The sequence below is a fragment of the Streptomyces sp. NPDC002623 genome (assembly GCF_053592635.1).
This window is the reverse complement of sequence record NZ_JBSFWB010000003.1, coordinates 37,691-55,476: the sequence shown is the minus strand read 5'-3', so window position 1 is coordinate 55,476 and position 17,786 is coordinate 37,691. Positions and strand designations below refer to the sequence as shown.

The window sequence follows — 17,786 nt, the reverse complement described above, 5'->3', positions numbered from 1 at the left end:
CGGAAATCTGATGCCCTCCTCCCCTTCCCCCTCCCGCACCGACGACGCCTTCCTCGGCGATGTCACCGCCCGCCTCGCCGCCCTCCCCGCCGTGCGTGCCGTCGCGCTCGGCGGTTCCCGCGCGCAGGGCACTCACCGTCCCGACAGCGACTGGGACCTGGCCGTCTACTACCGGGGGTCCTTCGACCCCGGCGACCTGCGCGCCCTCGGCTGGGAGGGGGAGGTGTCGGAGGTCGGCGGGTGGGGCGGCGGCGTCTTCAACGGGGGCGCGTGGCTGACGATCGACGAGCGGCGGGTCGACGTGCACTACCGGGATCTCGACGTCGTCGAGCACGAGGCGGCGGAGGCGGAGGAAGGGCGGTTCCGGGTGGAGCCGTTGATGTTCCATCTCGCGGGGATCCCGAGCTATCTGGTGGTCGCCGAGCTGGCCGTCAACCAGGTGCTGAGCGGTGAGTTGCCGCGGCCCGCGGCGTACCCCGCGAAGCTGCGCCGAGCCGCGTGCGAACGCTGGCACGGAACGGCCCGCGCCACGCTCGCCTACGCCGGGGCCAACCATGCGCCGGCCGGCCGGCGCACCGAGGTCGCCGGCGCGCTCGCCGTGGCGGCGACACAGGTGGGGCACGCGGTGCTGGCGGCCCGCGGGGAGTGGGTGACGAACGAGAAACGGCTGCTGGAGCGGGCCGGACTACGGGATGTGGACGAGTTCGTCGCGCTCGTGGGGAGCGCCGATCCCGACGGAGCCGGGGCCGCACTGGCAGCGACCGTCGCCCAGGCCGAGGCGTTCTTCGCCGAGCGGGTACGGGCGGCCCGCGGGTAGGCGGACGACCATGTTCTCCGGAGCCCTTGCCACGAGCGGCATCGGGAACAGTGCCGCGAGCGGCATCGGGAACAGTGGCGCGAACCGGTGCGAAGCGCACCGCGAACGGAATTGCGTTCATAAAGAACGCGGGTTTCGGGCGAAGCGTCACCTCGCCGAAACGCAAGCGCCCCCATCTCTCCAGGATCGACCCCTACGGTGGACACCGCAGCTCATCGCTGACCGCCCCGGCCGTCGTCGCCCGAAGGCACACCCCGCCCTCGTCACGACAGGAGCTTCGTGTCCCCGCGCCCGCACATTCCCGCTCGCGCATTCACCACCCTGCCGCCCTGGCTCGCCCACGCCCTGCGCGCCCAGCGCGGGCCCGTCCCCTGGAGCGCGGTCACCCGCGGGGCGTTGGCGGCCGGACCCCTCCTGCTGGCCGCCGTCCTCGTCGACCGCACCGGCCTCGGGGTCGTCGCGGCCATCGCCGCCATGCTCGCCGGGATCAACGACCGGCCCGGCAGCCGACGGGCCTCCGTCCGGCGGCTCGGCGCGCCCGCGCTCGCGGGAGCGGGCGGACTGCTCGTCGGGACGTACGCCGGGGACCAGGTCGGGGCCGTCGCGCTGACGGCCGTCCTCACCGGCCTCGGGCTCCTCGCCGGCGGGATGAGCGCCCTAGGGCCGGTGGCCTCCGGCGCGGGCACGCAGTTGCTGGTCGGCGCGGCGATCGGGGCCGGGATGCCGGTGCCGGAGTCGAGCTGGGCCCGCGCCCTCGCCTTCCTCGCCGGGGCCGGGTGGCTGGTCGCGCTGCGGCTCGTGCTGCCCACGCCCGGCGCGATGACCGGTGACTTCCGGTTCGACGGGGAACGAGACGCGGTGGCCCGCGTGTACGACGCGGTCGCGGAGCTGCTCGACGCCTCCGGAACCGAGGCCGCCACGGCCCGCCGCGCCGCGCTCACCGCCGCCCTCGACCACGCCCAGGACGCCCTCGCCGGGCCCCGGCTGCGACGCCACGCCAGCTCCTCGGCCGAACGGCGGCTGCACGCCCAGTACGCCGCCGCGCTGCCCCTCGCGGAGGCCGCGACCGCACTCGCCTGGGTCGGGGAGCCCGTCGCCGAGCGGGCCTGCGCCGGGCCCCGCCGGCTCGCCGCCGCCGTCCGCGAGAACACGCACACCGGGCCGCTGCCCGCCCCCTCCCGGTCCGCTCCCGCACTGCGCGCCCTGGACGACGCCCTGCTGCACGCGGCCGACGCCTTCGACCAGGGCGGCGGGGGCGACCTGCACACCCGTCGGCGCAGCGCCCGCGATCTGCTGCGCACCGCGTTCGGGGCGGGCGGGCGCGAGTACGGGCTCCGGGTCGCGCTCTCCTTCGGCGCCGCCGTCGCCGTCGCCCAGGCCCTGCACCACTCCCACTGGTACGGGCAGCACACGCACTGGTACTGGCTGCCCGCCACCGCCGTGTTCCTGGTCAAGCCCGACCTGGGGCCGCTGGTGTCCCGGGTGCTGTGCCGGGCCGCGGGGACCGTGCTCGGGGCGCTGCTCTTCGCCGGCTTCGCCGCCGTGCTGCCCCGGCCGGAGGGGCTCGTGGCGCTGGTCGCCCTCTGCGGTGCGCTGATACCGGTCTCCACCCGGCACTTCGCCGCCCAGACCGCCGTCGTCACCGTGCTCGTGCTGTCCCTGGTGATGGTCGGCGGCGAGCCCCAGGCCTCCGTCAGCCGGATCGTGGAGACCCTGCTGGCCTGCGCGATCGTGCTGATCGTCGGACATCTGCCGATGCCGGGGGAGCGGGGCGGACATGTCCGCGCCCGGCTCGCCGCCGCCGAGGGCGCCGCGCACGCCTACCTCACCCATGTCCTCGACGGCCCCGACGACCGCGCCGCCCGCTGGACCCTGCGCCGCGAGGCCTACCGCACGCTCGCCGAGGCCCGTGCCGCCAGCGCCCTCGCCGCCCACGAACTGCCCGCCCTCGCCCGGCACTCGGAGGGCACGGACGAGGTCGCCGCCGTCCTGGAACGGCTCGTGGACACGACCACCGCCTGCGCCGTCCACCTCGACGACACGGGCCGGCTCACCTCCCGGCACCGGGAGCGGCTCGCCGAACTCCTCGACGAACTCGCCGCGGGGCGGGATCGGGTGGGACTGCCGGCGGCACTGCCGACCCTGTCGGTAGCCGTCCACGCCCACGCCGCCCGACAGGCCCGTTGACCGATCCGCACCCGCACCGGCGCGTGCTCCGACACCGGTTCGGTCCTGCGGGTCGCCGGGCCCGCGCCCACTGACGGAAGCCGCAGCCCCGCCTCCGTGGCTGGTCAGTATGTGGTCGATCAGTTCGCTGAGTTCGCTGAGTTCGCGACGAGATGCGGGCCACGGCTCACGCCGGGGCATGACTCCGCCGTACGTTGACGCAATGACGCCTTCTCCGACGCCCGCCCCGGGGCCGGCCCGTGGCGCGGACCTCGTCATCACCGGCTGCACCGTCCTCACCCACGACAGCGACGAACGCGTCGTGTTCCGGGAGGACGCCGCGATCGTCGTCCGCGACGGGGTCGTGGACGACGTCACGAGCACCGCCGAGGCGGCCGGGCTCGCCGCCGGCGAGCGCATCGACGCGCGCGGGCAGGTCGCGATGCCCGGCCTGGTCAACTGCCATACGCACGCCCCGATGGTGGCCCTGCGCGGTCTCGCCGAGGACCTGCCCACCGAGGAGTGGTTCAACGACGTCGTCTGGCCCGTGGAGGCCAACCTCACCGAGCAGGACGTCGAGTCGGGCGCGCGACTGGCGTGCGCGGAGATGATCCGCGGCGGCGTCACCTGCTTCGCCGACCACTACTTCGCCATGGCCGCGGTCGCCGCGGTCGTCGCCGAGTGCGGGATGCGCGCGCACCTGGGGCAGGCCTACTTCTCCTCCCAGGGCGACCGGGGCCGCGAGGAGTCGCTGGAGTTCGCGCTGCGGCACCGCGGCGGCGCCGGCGGCCGCATCACCACCGCCCTCGCCCCGCACGCCCCCTACACCGTGACCGACGCCGACCTCGCCGCCACCGCCGAACTCGCCCGCGCACACGGCCTGCCCGTCCACCTGCACGCGTCCGAGAACCGCGACCAGGCCGACACCAGCCTCGCCCGGCACGGCGTCACCCCCATCGAGGTGCTGGAGCGCACCGGCGTCCTCGACACGGACGTCCTCATCGCGCACGGCACCGGCATCCTGGAGCGCGACCTGCCCGTCCTCGCACGCGCGCGTGGCCGTACGGCCGTGGCGAGCGCGCCCCGCGGCTACCTCAAGTTCGGCTGGCCCACCACCACCCCCGTCCGAGCCCTGCGCGAGATCGGCGTGCCCGTCGGACTCGCCACCGACGGGGCCGCCTCCAACAACTCCCTCGACGTGTGGGAGGCCATGGCGCTCACCGCCCTGATCCAGAAGTCGACCACCGGCGACCCGCGCTGGCTGACCTCCCGGCAGGCCCTGCACCACGCCACGCTCCAGAGCGCACAGGCCGTCGGACTCGCCGGCCAGGTGGGCTCCATCGCCCCCGGGCGACGCGCCGACATCGTCCTCGTGGACCTCACCGGACCGCACACCCAGCCCGTCCACGACCTCGCCGCGACCCTGGTGCACAGCGCCCGCTCCTCCGATGTGCGCACCACGATCGTGGACGGACGGATCCTGATGCGCGACCGTGAACTGCTGACGATCGACGTGCCGGAGGTCGTGGCGGAGCTCGGCCGGCGGATGCCCGCGCTCCTCGACCGCAGCCACGGCCGCCGCATCCAGGAGTACGACACCTAGGACCTGTCCGGCCGATCATGCCGCAGACGCGGGGGCTGGCACGCGCATCTGCCGCGTTGTCGTCGGTTGCCGACGCTCCGCGTCGACGCCCTCCTCCGCCTTGCAGCTGCCCGCACCAGCCCCCACTCGCCGGTGTCATACAAGCAACGTCGCTTTCCTGCGACTTGATCGACCGGACAGGTCCTGGCCCGACCCGCAGACCAGGTTCCGCACGTGAAAAACGTGCGGCCGCAGCGATGAGTTCCGCCGAACCCGCCGGTCACCCCCTCGAACGGACCGTTGCACAGGAGGGGCAGCCATGGCGCAGCCGGAGCTTCCGGAGATCGTCTCGCGCGCGCAGTGGCGCGCGGCGCGCGAGGAACTGCTGGTCAAGGAGAAGGTTGTGACACGCGCGCGTGACGCGCTGAACGCACAGCGGCGCGGGCTGCCCATGGTCGCGGTCGACACGGAGTACGTCTTCGAGGGCGGCGACGGCAAGGCGACCCTGCTGGACCTCTTCGAAGGGCGCGCGCAACTCGTCGTCCACCACTTCATGTTCGCGCCCGAGTGGGAGGCGGGCTGCCGCGGCTGCTCGGCGTTCCTGGACCAGATCGGCCACCTCGCGCACCTGAAGGCACGCGGCACCACGTTCGCCGCCGTGTCGCGGGCGCCGTATCCGAGGATCCTGCCGTTCAAGGCGCGGATGGGCTGGACGCTGCCCTGGTACTCGTCCAACGGCAGCGCCTTCAATCGCGACTTCGAGGTCACTCTGGGGGACGACGGCGGGGAACTCGTCGAGCGGCCCGGGCTCAGCTGCTTCCTGCGGCAGGGCGACCGGGTCTTCCACACCTATTCGACGTACGAGCGCGGCCTCGACGGGCTGGGCTCGGCCACCAGCCTGCTGGATCTGACGGCCCTGGGGCGGCAGGAGGAGTGGGAGGAGCCCAAGGGGCGGGCGTCGAGCCTCGGGGCGCCCGCAGGCAGTGCACGCGTGCGGTATCACGACGAGTACGAGTTCTGACACAGAGGGTGCCCGAGATGTTCGTAAGGTGACCGGATTCTCACACTCTGCGTTGAACCCGTGTCAACTACGTCTCAGTCCCGCAACTGGGCGAGGCGTACGGCCTCCGAGGAGCGTTAACTCCTACAAGTACGACGCTTATCGGAGGTGCGAGATGGTGAACGGGCGAACCGTGCTCCAGCGCTTTCCCGCCGGCGGGCCGCGTGGTTCGTGGCCCGCGGAGGAATTCGCCCACGCGCGGCGCATGGAGGGGCTGCCCGCCGAGGTCGTCATGGACCTGGCCACGGACACGTTCCTGGTGGTCGTCCGGGGCGGCGACGCCACGAGGTGAAGCCGCGCGGCGACGCCATGCGGTGAAGCCGTGCGGTGGATCGTCAGCCCGCCTGTGACGGGGCGGGCACGGACACCGGCACCGGCACCGGCGGCTGCGCGGTGAACTGCTCGGCCTGCAGCGCGTACAGCTCGGCGTAGACGCCGCCGCCTGCCAACAGCTCGTCCGGAGTCCCGGACTCCACCAGCCGGCCCTGGTCCAGGACGTGCACCAGGTCAGCGTGCCGGACCGACGCCAGCCGATGGGTGATCAGAACCACCGTCTGGCCGCTGTCCGCCAGCGCGCGGATCTTCTCGAAGACCTCCAGCTCGGCCCGGGCGTCCAGCGCCGCCGTCGGCTCGTCCACGATCAGGATCCGCCCGCGCCGGTAGGCCGCCCGTGCGATGCCGAGGCGCTGCCACTGGCCGCCGGACAGCTCGTGACCGCCGCTGAAGTGCCGGGCGAGCAGGGTGTCCAGACCGCGCGGCAGGTCCGCGACCACCTCCTCGGCGCCCGCCTCGGCGATCGACGCGGCCAGCCGTTCCTCGGTGAGCGGCGCGGCGGACCGGCCGATGGCGATGTTGACCCGGGCCGTGAACGGCCACCGCTTGAAGTCCTGTGCCACCATCGCGACGCGCTCGGCCAGTTGGCGCCGGTCCGCGTCCGCCGCGTCCACGTCGTCCCACAGGATCCGCCCCCGGTCCGGCTTGTACAGCCCGGCCAGCAGCTTCACCAGGGTCGTCTTGCCGGACCCGTTCTCGCCGACGAGCGCGATGATCCGGCCGAGCGGGAGGGAGAGCGTGACGTCGTCGAGGGCCGGCCGCGTCGACTCGCCCGGATAGCCGAACGTGACGTTCTCGAAGCGGATCTCGCGCGGATCCTCCGGAAGCGCCGCACCGCCCACCGGGATCGCCCGTTCGGCCGCCTCGACGTACAGCCGTTGCAGGTCGCCCACGAACAGGGCTTCCTCGTGCAGCTGGTTGACCTCCAGGACCAGGGTGTTCAGGCTCGCGGAGCCGCTGCGGATCGCGATGACGGCCGTGCCCGCCACCGCCAGCGCCATCGTCCCGCTGAGCAGCAGCCCGCCGAGCGTGGTGTACGTCGCCAGCGTCGCCAGGCCAGTCCAGGTCGCCGCGAACAGACCGGTGCGGGCCGCCAGCCGGGCCAGCCGGGCCTGTTCCGCCTCCGCCGTCTCCGACATCGCGCGGAAGTGCCGCAACAGGAAGGGGCCGACCCCGTGGACGCGGATCTCGGGCGCCGCCTCCGGCTCGGTGAGGAGACTGGCGATCAGGTGTCCCGCGCGCGCGTGCTGCACCCAGGTGTGGAAGGACTCGTAGCGGCGCCGCGCGTTCGTCAGGGCGCTCCAGGCGGACGGCAGGGTCATCGTCACCAGCAGCGGCAGCAGGAGCGGATGCAGGACGGTCAGCACGCCGGCCGCCGCGGCCAGCGAGATCACCGCGTTCACCACGCGTGCGCCGTAGCTGATCATCCGGCGGGCGGACGACGCGCCGTACTGCGCGGTGTCCAGCAGCTTGTGGAAGGCGTGGTCCTCGATCGCGGCGAGCTCGACCGCGGCCGCCCGCTCCAGGTACAACTCGGTGGCCACCCGCTCCACCTTGGGCTCGAGCCGCCCGGTGGCGTACGTCGACGCGGCCCGCAGCAGCGCCCCGATCAGCAGGACGGCGCCCATCACGGCCAGCGCGGGGGCGGCGCCGCGCAGCCGGTCCTCGATCGGACCGTCGTCGATCAGCCGGCCCAGCACGGTGTTCATCGCGAGCAGCGCGATCGCCTGGGCCACGCCCCGGGCGATCTCGGCGGACAGCACGACGCGAGCGGCTCTCGGGTCGGCCTGCCGGGCGAGGCGGAGGCTGGCGGCGAGCAGGGACGGCAGCCGGGTCACCATGGCGCGGAAGTTCAGCTCCAGGAAGGCGTCCCGGTGCTGGTTCCAGCCCATGTCGTAGCGGAGCGGGCCGCCGAAGAGCAGCCGTTCCGACTCGGACACGTCACGTTCGTCGGGACCTTGTGGTTTCCGTGCGTTCCCCGGCTTGCCTGCCTTGCCTGTCTTGGCTGCCTTGTCCGCGCTGTCCGTCTGCCGTGCCTGCCCCACCGTCAGCCTCCCGGTCGCCATCGTGGACGACGGCCACTATCGCGGGACGAGACGCGTGCGGGCAGGGCGCAGGAAGGGAGAGCCGGGGCACGCGGGCGTGCGCCGGGGACGGCGCCGCGGCCGCCTCGCGCAGGGCGGGCGGGATCAGGCGCTGATCGGCCGTGACCAGGTGGGCGTCGTGCCCGTGAGACGGCACAGCGCCAGGTAGAGGGGGATCGGCGGGGTGTACGGAAGCGTGCCGTCCGGTCGGTGGATCAGGCCGGGGACGTGCGGGGAGTCCGGGAGGATCGCGCCCGTGGCGTAGCGCGCGGGGGCGGGCCACTCCAGCGCGTAGTCGGAGTCGGACGGCACCAGCCACCACCAGTGCGCCTGGTCGGCGTAGACGCAGCCCATGCGCGGCAGCCGCGGCATCAGCAGCGGGCCGAGGTGGGCGGGGGCGGAGACGGCGTCACAGCCCAGCGGGGCCGTCATGCCGTCGGGCACGGCCAGTCGGCGCAGTGGCCCGGGGGCGGGGTCGCCGCCCGGCCCGCGCCGCAGGCGGACGAGCGTGTCGAGGGTCAGCACCGGTGCGGGACCGGGCCTGGCGCTCATATGCGTCCCCGCTCGCGACCGTGCTCGAACGGCAGGGGGGCGGCGGAGTGTCCGGGCGTCCATCCGGGGCGGCCCTCGCGCCCGTCGGGCCCGTGGTGCCAGTCGGGTCCGTCGTGGTCGGGAGCCCGGTGCCACTGGGGCGCCACCCGGGGGGACAGGCCGCCCGGTATGGACGTGGACTTGGACTTGGATATGGATCCGGGGGCGGGGTGCGGCCGGGGCACGGCCGGTCCGCGGTGGCGCTGCTCGGCGTGCTCGTCCTCGTCGCCCGGGCCGTCGGACGGTCCCGGCTTCGGCGGGGCGCCCCAGCCGAGGTCGTCGCGGGGCGCGACGGGGTCGAGGTGCGGTCCGGCGCGGTCGTCGTCGGAGTCGTCGAGCGCGTCGAGGAACTCGCCGAGGTCGGCGTGGTGCGGCTCGACGGGGGCGGGCGGGGCGGCGGCGGCCTGGCGGGGCAGGTCGGCCCAGACCAGCAGGCCGGGCCCGTGCTCCTGGGCGCCCCAGGACTGACAGAGGGCCTCGACGAGGAGCAGTCCCCTCCCGTGCTCCTCCTCGGGACGCTGCGGGGAGGGGTGCGGCTCACCCGGCGCGCAACCCTCGTCACGCACGGCTATGCGGACCAGGTCGCCGCCGTCGTGCAGCTCGCAGACGACGACGTCGCTCGCGGTGTGCACGATCGCGTTGGTGACCAGCTCGGATACGACCAGGACGGCGGTGTCGCAGGTGTCCTCGCAGACCGACCAGCCGATCAGCCGGGCCCTCGTCAGGCGTCTGGCCTGGGCGGGGGAACCCGGATGGGCGGCCAGTTCGAATCGGAACCGGCGCTCGGCAGCGGCCTGGTCGGGGCCTGCTCCCGCGCTGGCACCGAGACCCTGGGGGCGGCCTGCGGCGGCGTCTGTTCCTAAGGGCGCGGACGGAATCACGCTTGCCACTATCGCCCCGCCGTGAACACTTGGCAAGTGTCACTCTGAAAAATGCAGAGTGCTGTGTGACGCGGTGGGGGGCCGTGGCACACTGCTCGCAACAGCACGCAGGACGGCGCCAATTGGGATCACCGAAGATCCGTACGCATCCGTACAGATCTTCGAATCGGTCTTCGAGCGGCGCCGTAGGGCTGTCGGGATTCTTTTCGTGACCGGCCGGGTCGGGGCCCGCGTAAGCCCCCGCGCGGTCGGCCGGGCTCTTCGTGGAGGTGGAGCGTGAGCGAACCGCGGTCCGCGCCGACGGTCGGACAGGTCGTCCTCGGTCGGCGCCTGCTGGACCTGCGGGAACGCGCCGGGCTCAAACGCGAGGAAGCCGCCCGCATCCTGCGCGTCGCACCCGCCACCGTCCGCCGTATGGAGATGGCCGAGGTCAGTCTCAAGATCCCGTACCTCCAGCTGCTGTTGAAGGCCTACGGGATCACCGACGACGAGGCCGAGGGCTTCGTCCAGCTGGCCGAGGAGGCCAACAAGCCGGGCTGGTGGCAGCGGTTCCACGACGTGCTGCCCGGCTGGTTCTCCATGCACGTCAGCCTCGAGGGCGCCGCCGCCCTGATCCGCCAGTACGAGCCGCACTTCGTCCCCGGGCTGCTCCAGACCGTGGACTACGCGCGCGGGGTCCTGAAGTCCGGCGCCATCGGCCAGACCCGGCCGGAGGACATCGAGCGCCTCGTCGACCTGCGCATACAACGCCAGGATCTGCTCACTCGTCACGATGCGCCCCGGTTGTGGGTCGTCATGGACGAGACGGTGCTGCGCCGCCCGGTGGGCGGCCCGGAGGTGATGCGAGCGCAGATCGACAAACTGCTCGAGGCCGCGAAGCTGCCCAATGTGACGCTGCAGATCGCCCCGTTCGAGAACGGGCCGCATCCGGGCACGTACGGGCCCTTCGTGCTGTTCCGATTCGCCATGCCGGAGCTTCCGGACATGGTCTACAGCGAGTACCTGACCGGCGCCGTGTACCTCGACGCCCGCACCGAGGTGGCGACCCACCTCGAGGTCATGGACCGCATGGCGGCGCAGGCCGCTACAGCACATCGCACGAAGGAGATCCTCCGGGGTCTCCGCAAGGAGTTGTGAATGAATCACATCAAGACCCAGTCCAGGCCGCGGATCCGAGCTCAGCGGATCTACAACGGCATGCCGGCCCGGGAACTGGGCAGCGAGGGCTGGCACAAGCCGTGGAGCGGCGGCAACGGAGGCAACTGCCTGGAAGCGATGAAGCTCGCCGACGGCCGGATCGCCGTCCGGCAGTCCACCGACCCGGACGGACCGGCGCTGATCTACACCACCGACGAGATGACTGCCTTCATCCAGGGAGCCAAGGCGGGGGAGGCCGACTTCCTGCTGTCCTGACCGGATCTGTCTTTTGTTTTTTGGTACTGACGTTGTTCTGGTACTGACTTGATCATTAATCGCGTCACATGTTTACGGAGTGCCTCATGACCGGGCAGGACCCCGCCGACGCCGTCGAGATCGACACCAGCAAGCCCCATCCCGCACGTATGTACGACTGGTATCTCGGAGGCAAGGACAACTATCCCGTCGACGAAGCGATGGGCCGGCAGATGCTCGCCCTCGACCCGCGAGTGCCGGTGATGGCACGAGTCAACCGTGCCTTCATGCACCGCTCCACCCGCTGGCTGGCCGAGAACGGCGTCCGGCAGTTCCTGGACATCGGCACGGGCATCCCGACCGAGCCCAACCTGCACCAGGTCGCCCAGCAGATCGCGCCCGACGCCCGGGTGGTCTACTGCGACAACGATCCGATCGTCCTGGCCCACGCGGCCGCCCTGCTGCGCAGCACGTCCGAGGGGGTCACGGAGTACCTGCAGGCGGACGTCCGCGACCCGGCCGCCATCGTCGAGGGGGCCAGGAAGACCCTGGACCTCAGTCGGCCGGTGGCCCTGTCGCTGGTCGCGCTGCTGCACTTCGTGTCCGACGAGGACGGCGCGCACGAGCTGGTGAGCCGGCTGCTCGCCGAACTCCCCTCCGGCAGCTACCTGATGATGACCCACGCCACCGCGGACTTCTCCCCGGAGGAGTCCGCGGCGGCCACGGAGAAGCTCAAGGCGGCGGGCGTCACCCTCGCCCTGCGCTCCCGCGAGGAGTTCGCCCGCTTCTTCGCCGGACTCGACCTGGTCGAACCCGGTGTCGCGGTGGTGCCCGAGTGGCACCCCGAACTCGGCGAACCGGTGCCGGGGCAGGACGACGGGGTCATCCCGGGCTATGGGGCGGTGGCCCGCAAGCCCTGAGTCCGGCTCTCGGCTCTCGGCTCTCGGCTTCCGGCTCCGGCTGCATCCAGGACCGCATGCGCCGTGGGGCGTCCACCGGACGCCTCACGGCAGCCCGCGAGCGGCGGCTGCCCGGCCTCGCTCGGCACGGGCCGCGCGCGGTCTGTGCGGAGGTCGTGCGCGGGTCGTGCGCGGTCTGTGCGGGGGTCGTGCGGGAGTCGGCTTCGCCGCCGACGGCCCGGGGAGCCTCATCCGGAGGCAGGACCCCGCCGGGTGTCCGGCGGCGGCAGCACCTGGCACAGCGCGTCCAGGGCCGCCGCGTACGCGTGCTCCGGCGGCGTCGCGTAACCGACGACGAGTCCGTCCTCCATCGCCAGGTCCGTTGCCAGGTCCGTCGCCATGTCCGTTGCCGGGTGTCGGAAGGCGGCCAGGCCGTCCAGGGCGACGCCCTGCCAGGCGGCCGCCTTGAGCGCGGCCCGCTCCGTGCCCGGCGGCAGCCGCAGCACCGCGTGGAGCCCTGCCGCGACCCCGGTGACCTCGACGTGCGGAGCCTGCGCGGCGAGCGCCTCGACCAGCCGGTCCCGGCGACCGCGGTAGCGCTGCCGCATCCGCCGTACATGACGGTCGTACGCCCCGGACCCGATGAGGTCGGCCAGGCTCAGCTGGTCCAGGACGCTCGCCCAGGCCTCCCGCTCGCCCTTGGCCGCGAGGACGCCGTGCACGTACCGCTCGGGCAGCACCATCCACCCCAGTCGCAGCGCGGGCGACAGGCTCTTGCTGACCGAGCCGATGTAGATCACCCGCTCGGGGTCGAGCCCCTGAAGCGCGCCGACGGGCTTGCGGTCGTAGCGGAACTCCCCGTCGTAGTCGTCCTCGACGATCACACCGCCACGCGCGCGTGCCCAGTCGATCACGGCGGCCCGGCGGCTCGCGTGCAGCGGCCCGCCGGTCGGGAACTGGTGCGCGGGCGTCAGCAGCACCGCCCGCTCGCGCACCAACCGCTCCACGCGGGCCCCGTCCGCGTCCAGGGGCAGCGGGACCGTCCGCACTCCCGCCGCCGTCAGCAGCTCCCGGTGGAAGTCCAGCCCGTACGCCTCCACCGCCAGCGGACCGCGCAGCACCCCGCCGCCGGCCGGGCCGAACAGCAGGCGCAGCCCGTGCGCGAAACCGGAGCAGACCACGATCCGCTCCGGCTCGGTGCGCACGCCACGCGCGCGTGCCAGGTACTCGGTCAGGGCCTCGCGCAGCTCCCGGCGCCCGGCGGGATCGCCGGGCCCGAACACCTCGTTGGGCGCCTGCTGCAACGCCCGCCGGTAGGAGGCCAGCCAGGCCGCGCGGGGGAACGCCGACGCGTCCGGGGTGCCCTGCCGAAGGTCGTGCCGGGGGCCACGCGCGCGTAGCGGCGTTTTTCCGGGCGTCCGCTCGGCGCGGCGCAGCGGCTCGGCGCGGTCGGCGACCCGGGTGCCCGAGCCCTGGCGGGCGGTCAGCCAGCCCTCCGCGACGAGCTCGGAGTATGCGTCGGCCACCGTGTTGCGGGCGACGCCCAGGTCGGCGGCGAGCGAACGGTACGGCGGCAGCCGGGTCCCCGGCGCCAGCCGTCCACTGCGCACGGCCTCGCGCAACGCCCCGATGAGCGCGGCTCGACGCCCTCCCGGCCCGGCCAGCTCCAGGTGCAGGTCGGCACCGATCCGCTCTGCAGAATTGACCCACGAATCCACCATGAAAATGCACCCTACAGCGGGTCTTTCCGGCCCGTAGGTTGGTGGACATGACGACGAACACGCACATCAACGCCGCCGCCGACACCACGAGCACCCGGATGCCGCGCCTCGACTTCGGGAAGGCCGCCCCCAAGGCGTTCCGCGCCCTGATCGGCTTCGACGCCGCCGCCCGCCAGGGCCTCGACCCGGCCCTCGTCGAACTGATCCAGATCCGTGCCTCCCACCTCAACCACTGCGCGTACTGCCTGCACATGCACACGAACGACGCCCGCAAGGCCGGCGAGAGCGAGGACCGGCTGCACATGGTCGCCGTCTGGCGCGAGGCCCGCCACTTCTTCACCGAGCGGGAACAGGCGGCCCTGGCTCTGACGGAGGCGGTCACACTGGTGGCCGACGGAGGCGTCCCGGACGACGTCTACGCCGAGGCCGCAGCCCGGTTCGACGAACAGGAACTGGCCCAGCTGCTGGCCCTGATCTGCACGATCAACATCTGGAACCGGGTGGCCCTGGCGACGGCGAAGACGGCCGGGACGGACGAGCGCCGCTGAGGCGTCAGCCCGTGAGCCGTCCGCCCCTGCGCGTCCTGGTGCCGGTGCCGGTGCCGGTGCGGGTGCAGGTCCTAGACGCCCATCGGCCGGTCGTACGGGCCGATGGGCGTCGGCAGCCGTGAACCTCCCGTCAGGCGACGGTCGACTGCCGCCGCCACCGCCCGCCCCTCCGCGATGGCCCACACGATCAGCGACTGCCCGCGCGCCGCGTCCCCCGCGGCGAAGACGCCGGGGACGTTCGTCGCGAAGTCGGCGTCCCGCGCGATCGTGCCGCGCGGCTCCAGCGTCAGCCCGAGCTGCTCGACGAGCCCGTCCTCCCGGTCCGGCCCGGTGAAGCCGAGGGCGAGCAGCACGAGGTCGGCGGGGAGCGCCCGTGCGGTGCCCACCACCGGCCGCCGTCGTGCGTCGACCTCGACGAGGTGCAGCGCCCGTACGTGCCCGGTGTCGTCGCCGGTGAAGCGGAGCGTGGACGCGGCGAAGAGACGTGCGTCCGCGTCCGCCGCCGGCGCGGACTGAAGATCGCGCGCCTCCTCGTGCGCCGCCGAGAGCCGGTAGATCTTCGGATAGGTCGGCCAGGGATCGCTGTCCTCGTCGCGCTCCACGCCGGGCTGCGCGTAGATGTCCAACTGGGTCACGGACGCGGCGCCCTCGCGCACCGCCGTGCCCAGACAGTCGGCCCCCGTGTCGCCGCCGCCGACGATCACGACGTGCTTTCCGGCAGCGGACATCGGGGACTTCGCCAGGTCCCCCTCGCACACCCGGTTGGCCAGCGGAAGATACTCCATCGCCTGCTGGATACCGGTCAACTCCCGCCCCGGAACGTGCAGTTCCCGCCACTCGGTCGCCCCGGTGGCGATCACGACGGCGTCGTAGCGCGTCCGTAGATCCGCGGCCATCACGTCCCGCCCGATGGTCGTCGACGTACGGAACCGCGTGCCCTCCGCCCGCATCTGCTCGATCCGGCGTTCCAGGTGGCGCTTCTCCATCTTGAACTCGGGGATCCCGTACCGCATCAGCCCGCCGACCCGGTCGTCCTTCTCGTAGACGGCGACCGTGTGCCCGGCCCGGGTCAGCTGCTGTGCCGCGGCCAGCCCGGTGGGCCCGGAACCGATCACCGCCACCGTCTTCCCGGACAACCGGTCCGGCGGCCGCGGCGGCGTGAGACCGTCGGCCCAGGCCCGGTCGGCTATGGCTACCTCGACGTTCTTGATGGTGACGGCGGGCTGGTTGATGGCGAGGACACACCCGGCCTCGCAGGGCGCCGGACACAACCGGCCGGTGAACTCGGGGAAGTTGTTCGTCGCGTGCAGCCGGTCGCTCGCCGCCCGCCAGTCCTCCCGCGACACCAGGTCGTTCCACTCCGGGATCAGATTGCCGAGCGGACAGGCCTCGTGGCAGAACGGTACGCCGCAGTCCATGCACCGGTCGGCCTGTCTGCTGATCAGGGGCAGCAGCGCCCCCGGGACGTACACCTCGTCCCAGTCCCGGACCCGCTCCTCGACCGGCCGGCGGGGCCAGTCCTGGCGGGGTGTGGTCATGAATCCCTTGGGATCGGCCATGGGCGTGTTCCTCGCCTACGCGTACAGCAGGCCGAGCGTCATCGGGCGGCACTCTTTCGGCCACGATACGTCCCGTCGGCCACCCCCGCAGAGTCGAAGCGGCGTCAGACCATCGCCAGCATGTACACGACCGCCGAGGCTGTGCAGGCGACCGCGCGCACATGGTTCCATCTCGTCCACTCGCGCACATAGGTCGGCCAGTACGTGACGGCCTCCGGCGTGCCCGGCTCCAGCTTCATCAGCGCGTCGTTGCGCGGCACGTTGGCCATCACGGTCACGCCGAACGACCCGCACAGATACAGTCCGCTGCCCAGCAGCAGGTGGACCGTTCCGTGGTCCGGCCACAGCACGAACGTCACCACGGCGATCACCGTGCACACCGCCGCCGAGCCGAGGAACAGAACCATGAACGCCGGCGTCATCGCCGAGGAGTTGATCGCGTTCATCGCCGCGACGCCCTGCGTCGGCGGCAGCGCGGCGAGCCCCCGCATCACCAGGACCGAGAAGGCGCAGAACACCCCGGCCATCACAGCGGTCACCACGGCGCCCAGGACGGCGAGCACCAGATACGGTCCTTCGATCATGACAACGTCAACTCCCACCCGTCGAGCGGAGATCCTGCCCGGTACCGTCCGTCACCTCAAGTGAAATCCCTTTCATGATCGGTGACCATGTCCGAAACGCGCGTCGACATGCGCGGACGTCACCATTGCCGTGCGGCGGACCCGTCCCGCCACATCCGTAGCCGTGCCTCCACGTCCGCCGCGATCCGGCGGCGCGCCTCGTGCCGTGGCACGCCGCTCATCAGCAGCCGGTCGTACGGCGTGTCCAGATGCCGTACGGACGCCACGACCGCGGAGACGACCGGTCCCTCGGCCAGCGCCCGCCCGGCGGCGCTGCGCCCGACCCGGCCACTGCCCCGGAGCGAGGCGTGCGCGGCGATCCCGTGCGCCCGGTCTTCCGGGCAGCGCGGAAACAGCCGCAGGATCTCCGCGGCGAACGCCTCCGCGAACCGCAGGTCCTGGGCCGCCCGACGCCCGGCGTCCCGCACCCGGCGCCGCCGTCGTGCCTCGGCGTCCGCCAGACACCGCTCCTCGGCCCGTCGGAGCCCCGCCTCCTCGACGAGGACGCCCTGCCGCTCGTAACGGCCCTTGCGCCGGTTGAACCGGACGACCACCGCCGACAGCCCGCTCTCCTCCCGCGATCTGCGGGTCAGCGCCGTGTCACCGCGCGGCAGGAACACCAGGTGCCCCAGATCGGCGCAGTCGAGGCAGCGCGGCTGGGCGTCCTCCAGGATCAGCATCGACAGCGGCCCGCGACGACATCCGACGCAGTGCGTCCGCCGAAGCGGCTGGACGACGAGAAGCCCGTAACGGGGCGGTGGAGCAGGAGGAGTGGGGAGGGCTTCGGTTGCCATACGGGCTTCATTCCCCCTGGTGGGCACGGCGGCACCTGGTCATCGTCCGGTGTCCTCCTCTCTGTTCGCCCCCTGGCGCATGATGAACGTTGTGCGACTCGAAGCGATCACCTGGGAACGGCTCGGCGACCTTCTCGCCCAGCGGCTGCTCGACCTGAAACCGGACGACGGCAGCCCCTGGCCGCGTGTCGCCTTCGACGGCGCCCCGGCGGCCCGTCCCGGAGACCTCGCCGAGCGCGTCGCCGAGGCGCTGCGCACCCGCGGACGGCCCTCGCGTGTCGTGGACACGCACGGCTTCCTCCGGCCCGCCTCCCTCCGCCTGGAGTACGGCCGTCACGACGTGGAGGCCTACTACGACGGCTGGTTCGACATCGGCGCCCTGTGGCGCGAGGTGTTCAACCCCCTCGAACCGGACGGCGGCGGACGGATACTGCCCGACCTCCTGGACCCCGTCACCGACCGCGCCACCCGCAGCCCCTATGTCCAACTCCCGCCCGGCGGCTTCCTGTTGCTGCACGGACCGCTGCTCCTGCGGCACTGGTTCCCGTTCGACTTCACCGTCCACGTCCTCCTCTCCCCGGCCGCCCTGCGCCGGCGCACCCCCGAAGCCGACCACTGGACGCTGCCCGCCTTCGAGCGCTACGCCCAGGAGACCGATCCGGCCGTCACGGCCGATGTCGTCGTCCGCGCGGACGACCCTCGCCGCCCGGCCTGGAGTGGCTGATTTCAGCCGGGG

The 17,786-nt window shown here is 72.9% G+C and carries 16 protein-coding genes and 1 pseudogene; 10 read left to right on the top strand and 7 right to left on the bottom strand.

Annotation, left to right across the window (positions count from 1 at the left end):
- Positions 1–10: 10 nt before the first annotated feature.
- The 5 genes from ACWD4O_RS05950 to ACWD4O_RS05930 all read left to right on the top strand — a co-directional run bounded on the left by ACWD4O_RS05950 (position 11) and on the right by ACWD4O_RS05930 (position 5,917).
- Positions 11–817: a nucleotidyltransferase domain-containing protein gene (locus tag ACWD4O_RS05950; protein ID WP_451277846.1), complete on the top strand. Its 807-nt coding sequence runs from the start codon at positions 11–13 to the stop codon at positions 815–817.
- Between the two features lie 279 nt (positions 818–1,096).
- The gene (locus ACWD4O_RS05945; RefSeq protein WP_451277844.1) at positions 1,097–3,004 is read left to right on the top strand and encodes an FUSC family protein; all 1,908 of its coding nucleotides are present in this window, start codon (positions 1,097–1,099) and stop codon (positions 3,002–3,004) included.
- 202 nt (positions 3,005–3,206) lie between these two features.
- Entirely contained in the window at positions 3,207–4,586 is a 1,380-nt protein-coding gene (locus tag ACWD4O_RS05940) for an amidohydrolase (protein WP_451277842.1), read from the top strand.
- Between the two features lie 298 nt (positions 4,587–4,884).
- A complete protein-coding gene (locus ACWD4O_RS05935) occupies positions 4,885–5,586 on the top strand; it encodes a DUF899 domain-containing protein (protein ID WP_451277840.1) in 702 nt (233 codons plus the stop codon).
- A gap of 154 nt (positions 5,587–5,740) precedes the next feature.
- Entirely contained in the window at positions 5,741–5,917 is a 177-nt protein-coding gene (locus ACWD4O_RS05930) for a hypothetical protein (RefSeq protein WP_451049923.1), read from the top strand.
- Between the two features lie 43 nt (positions 5,918–5,960).
- On the opposite strand, the gene ACWD4O_RS05925 is transcribed toward ACWD4O_RS05930, so the two are convergent.
- The 3 genes and pseudogenes from ACWD4O_RS05925 to ACWD4O_RS05915 form a co-directional block, all read right to left on the bottom strand.
- Positions 5,961–7,850: an ABC transporter ATP-binding protein gene (locus ACWD4O_RS05925; RefSeq protein ID WP_451278505.1), complete on the bottom strand. Its 1,890-nt coding sequence runs from the start codon at positions 7,848–7,850 to the stop codon at positions 5,961–5,963.
- 297 nt (positions 7,851–8,147) lie between these two features.
- Positions 8,148–8,594, bottom strand: a complete 447-nt coding sequence (locus ACWD4O_RS05920) for a hypothetical protein (protein WP_450951687.1) — start codon at positions 8,592–8,594, stop codon at positions 8,148–8,150.
- A gap of 233 nt (positions 8,595–8,827) precedes the next feature.
- A pseudogene (locus tag ACWD4O_RS05915) lies at positions 8,828–9,523 on the bottom strand (ATP-binding protein); the annotation flags it as partial.
- A 267-nt stretch (positions 9,524–9,790) separates the two neighbouring features.
- Here ACWD4O_RS05915 and ACWD4O_RS05910 point away from each other — a divergent pair.
- From ACWD4O_RS05910 to ACWD4O_RS05900, 3 genes are all read left to right on the top strand, one after another.
- Entirely contained in the window at positions 9,791–10,651 is an 861-nt protein-coding gene (locus ACWD4O_RS05910; RefSeq protein WP_351915814.1) for a helix-turn-helix domain-containing protein, read from the top strand.
- The gene (locus ACWD4O_RS05905) at positions 10,652–10,927 is read left to right on the top strand and encodes a DUF397 domain-containing protein (protein ID WP_358806792.1); all 276 of its coding nucleotides are present in this window, start codon (positions 10,652–10,654) and stop codon (positions 10,925–10,927) included. It begins immediately after the preceding gene.
- Positions 10,928–11,013: 86 nt separating this feature from the next.
- Positions 11,014–11,826: an SAM-dependent methyltransferase gene (locus tag ACWD4O_RS05900; RefSeq protein ID WP_451277837.1), complete on the top strand. Its 813-nt coding sequence runs from the start codon at positions 11,014–11,016 to the stop codon at positions 11,824–11,826.
- Between the two features lie 227 nt (positions 11,827–12,053).
- Here the strand turns inward: ACWD4O_RS05900 and pdxR are convergent, their stop codons facing one another.
- Positions 12,054–13,526 (bottom strand): MocR-like pyridoxine biosynthesis transcription factor PdxR, encoded by a 1,473-nt coding sequence (gene pdxR, locus ACWD4O_RS05895; protein WP_451277835.1) that lies wholly within the window; start codon positions 13,524–13,526, stop codon positions 12,054–12,056.
- A 47-nt stretch (positions 13,527–13,573) separates the two neighbouring features.
- On the opposite strand from pdxR, the gene ACWD4O_RS05890 reads away from it, so the two are divergent.
- The gene (locus tag ACWD4O_RS05890) at positions 13,574–14,074 is read left to right on the top strand and encodes a carboxymuconolactone decarboxylase family protein (protein ID WP_451277833.1); all 501 of its coding nucleotides are present in this window, start codon (positions 13,574–13,576) and stop codon (positions 14,072–14,074) included.
- Between the two features lie 71 nt (positions 14,075–14,145).
- Here the strand turns inward: ACWD4O_RS05890 and ACWD4O_RS05885 are convergent, their stop codons facing one another.
- From ACWD4O_RS05885 to ACWD4O_RS05875, 3 genes are all read right to left on the bottom strand, one after another.
- Entirely contained in the window at positions 14,146–15,633 is a 1,488-nt protein-coding gene (locus ACWD4O_RS05885) for a glutamate synthase subunit beta (protein ID WP_451277831.1), read from the bottom strand.
- A gap of 104 nt (positions 15,634–15,737) precedes the next feature.
- Entirely contained in the window at positions 15,738–16,217 is a 480-nt protein-coding gene (locus ACWD4O_RS05880; protein WP_451277829.1) for an anthrone oxygenase family protein, read from the bottom strand.
- 119 nt (positions 16,218–16,336) lie between these two features.
- Positions 16,337–17,050, bottom strand: a complete 714-nt coding sequence (locus ACWD4O_RS05875) for a DUF2293 domain-containing protein (protein WP_451277827.1) — start codon at positions 17,048–17,050, stop codon at positions 16,337–16,339.
- 82 nt (positions 17,051–17,132) lie between these two features.
- Between ACWD4O_RS05875 and ACWD4O_RS05870 the strand changes: the two genes are divergently transcribed.
- A complete protein-coding gene (locus ACWD4O_RS05870) occupies positions 17,133–17,774 on the top strand; it encodes a uridine kinase (RefSeq protein ID WP_451278503.1) in 642 nt (213 codons plus the stop codon).
- The last annotated feature ends 12 nt before the right edge of the window (positions 17,775–17,786 follow it).

Bases quoted from the DNA above. Each gene is read 5' to 3' on its own strand.
- ACWD4O_RS05920 (WP_450951687.1), bottom strand. From the start codon at position 8,594: ATGAGCGCCAGGCCCGGTCCCGCACCGGTGCTGACCCTCGACACGCTC.
- ACWD4O_RS05935 (WP_451277840.1), top strand. From the start codon at position 4,885: ATGGCGCAGCCGGAGCTTCCGGAGATCGTCTCGCGCGCGCAGTGGCGC.
- ACWD4O_RS05875 (WP_451277827.1), bottom strand. From the start codon at position 17,050: ATGGCAACCGAAGCCCTCCCCACTCCTCCTGCTCCACCGCCCCGTTAC.
- ACWD4O_RS05870 (WP_451278503.1), top strand. From the start codon at position 17,133: ATGAACGTTGTGCGACTCGAAGCGATCACCTGGGAACGGCTCGGCGAC.
- ACWD4O_RS05880 (WP_451277829.1), bottom strand. From the start codon at position 16,217: ATGATCGAAGGACCGTATCTGGTGCTCGCCGTCCTGGGCGCCGTGGTG.
- ACWD4O_RS05940 (WP_451277842.1), top strand. From the start codon at position 3,207: ATGACGCCTTCTCCGACGCCCGCCCCGGGGCCGGCCCGTGGCGCGGAC.
- ACWD4O_RS05900 (WP_451277837.1), top strand. From the start codon at position 11,014: ATGACCGGGCAGGACCCCGCCGACGCCGTCGAGATCGACACCAGCAAG.
- ACWD4O_RS05950 (WP_451277846.1), top strand. From the start codon at position 11: ATGCCCTCCTCCCCTTCCCCCTCCCGCACCGACGACGCCTTCCTCGGC.
- ACWD4O_RS05890 (WP_451277833.1), top strand. From the start codon at position 13,574: ATGACGACGAACACGCACATCAACGCCGCCGCCGACACCACGAGCACC.
- ACWD4O_RS05885 (WP_451277831.1), bottom strand. From the start codon at position 15,633: ATGGCCGATCCCAAGGGATTCATGACCACACCCCGCCAGGACTGGCCC.
- ACWD4O_RS05905 (WP_358806792.1), top strand. From the start codon at position 10,652: ATGAATCACATCAAGACCCAGTCCAGGCCGCGGATCCGAGCTCAGCGG.
- ACWD4O_RS05930 (WP_451049923.1), top strand. From the start codon at position 5,741: ATGGTGAACGGGCGAACCGTGCTCCAGCGCTTTCCCGCCGGCGGGCCG.
- pdxR (WP_451277835.1), bottom strand. From the start codon at position 13,526: ATGGTGGATTCGTGGGTCAATTCTGCAGAGCGGATCGGTGCCGACCTG.
- ACWD4O_RS05925 (WP_451278505.1), bottom strand. From the start codon at position 7,850: ATGGGCTGGAACCAGCACCGGGACGCCTTCCTGGAGCTGAACTTCCGC.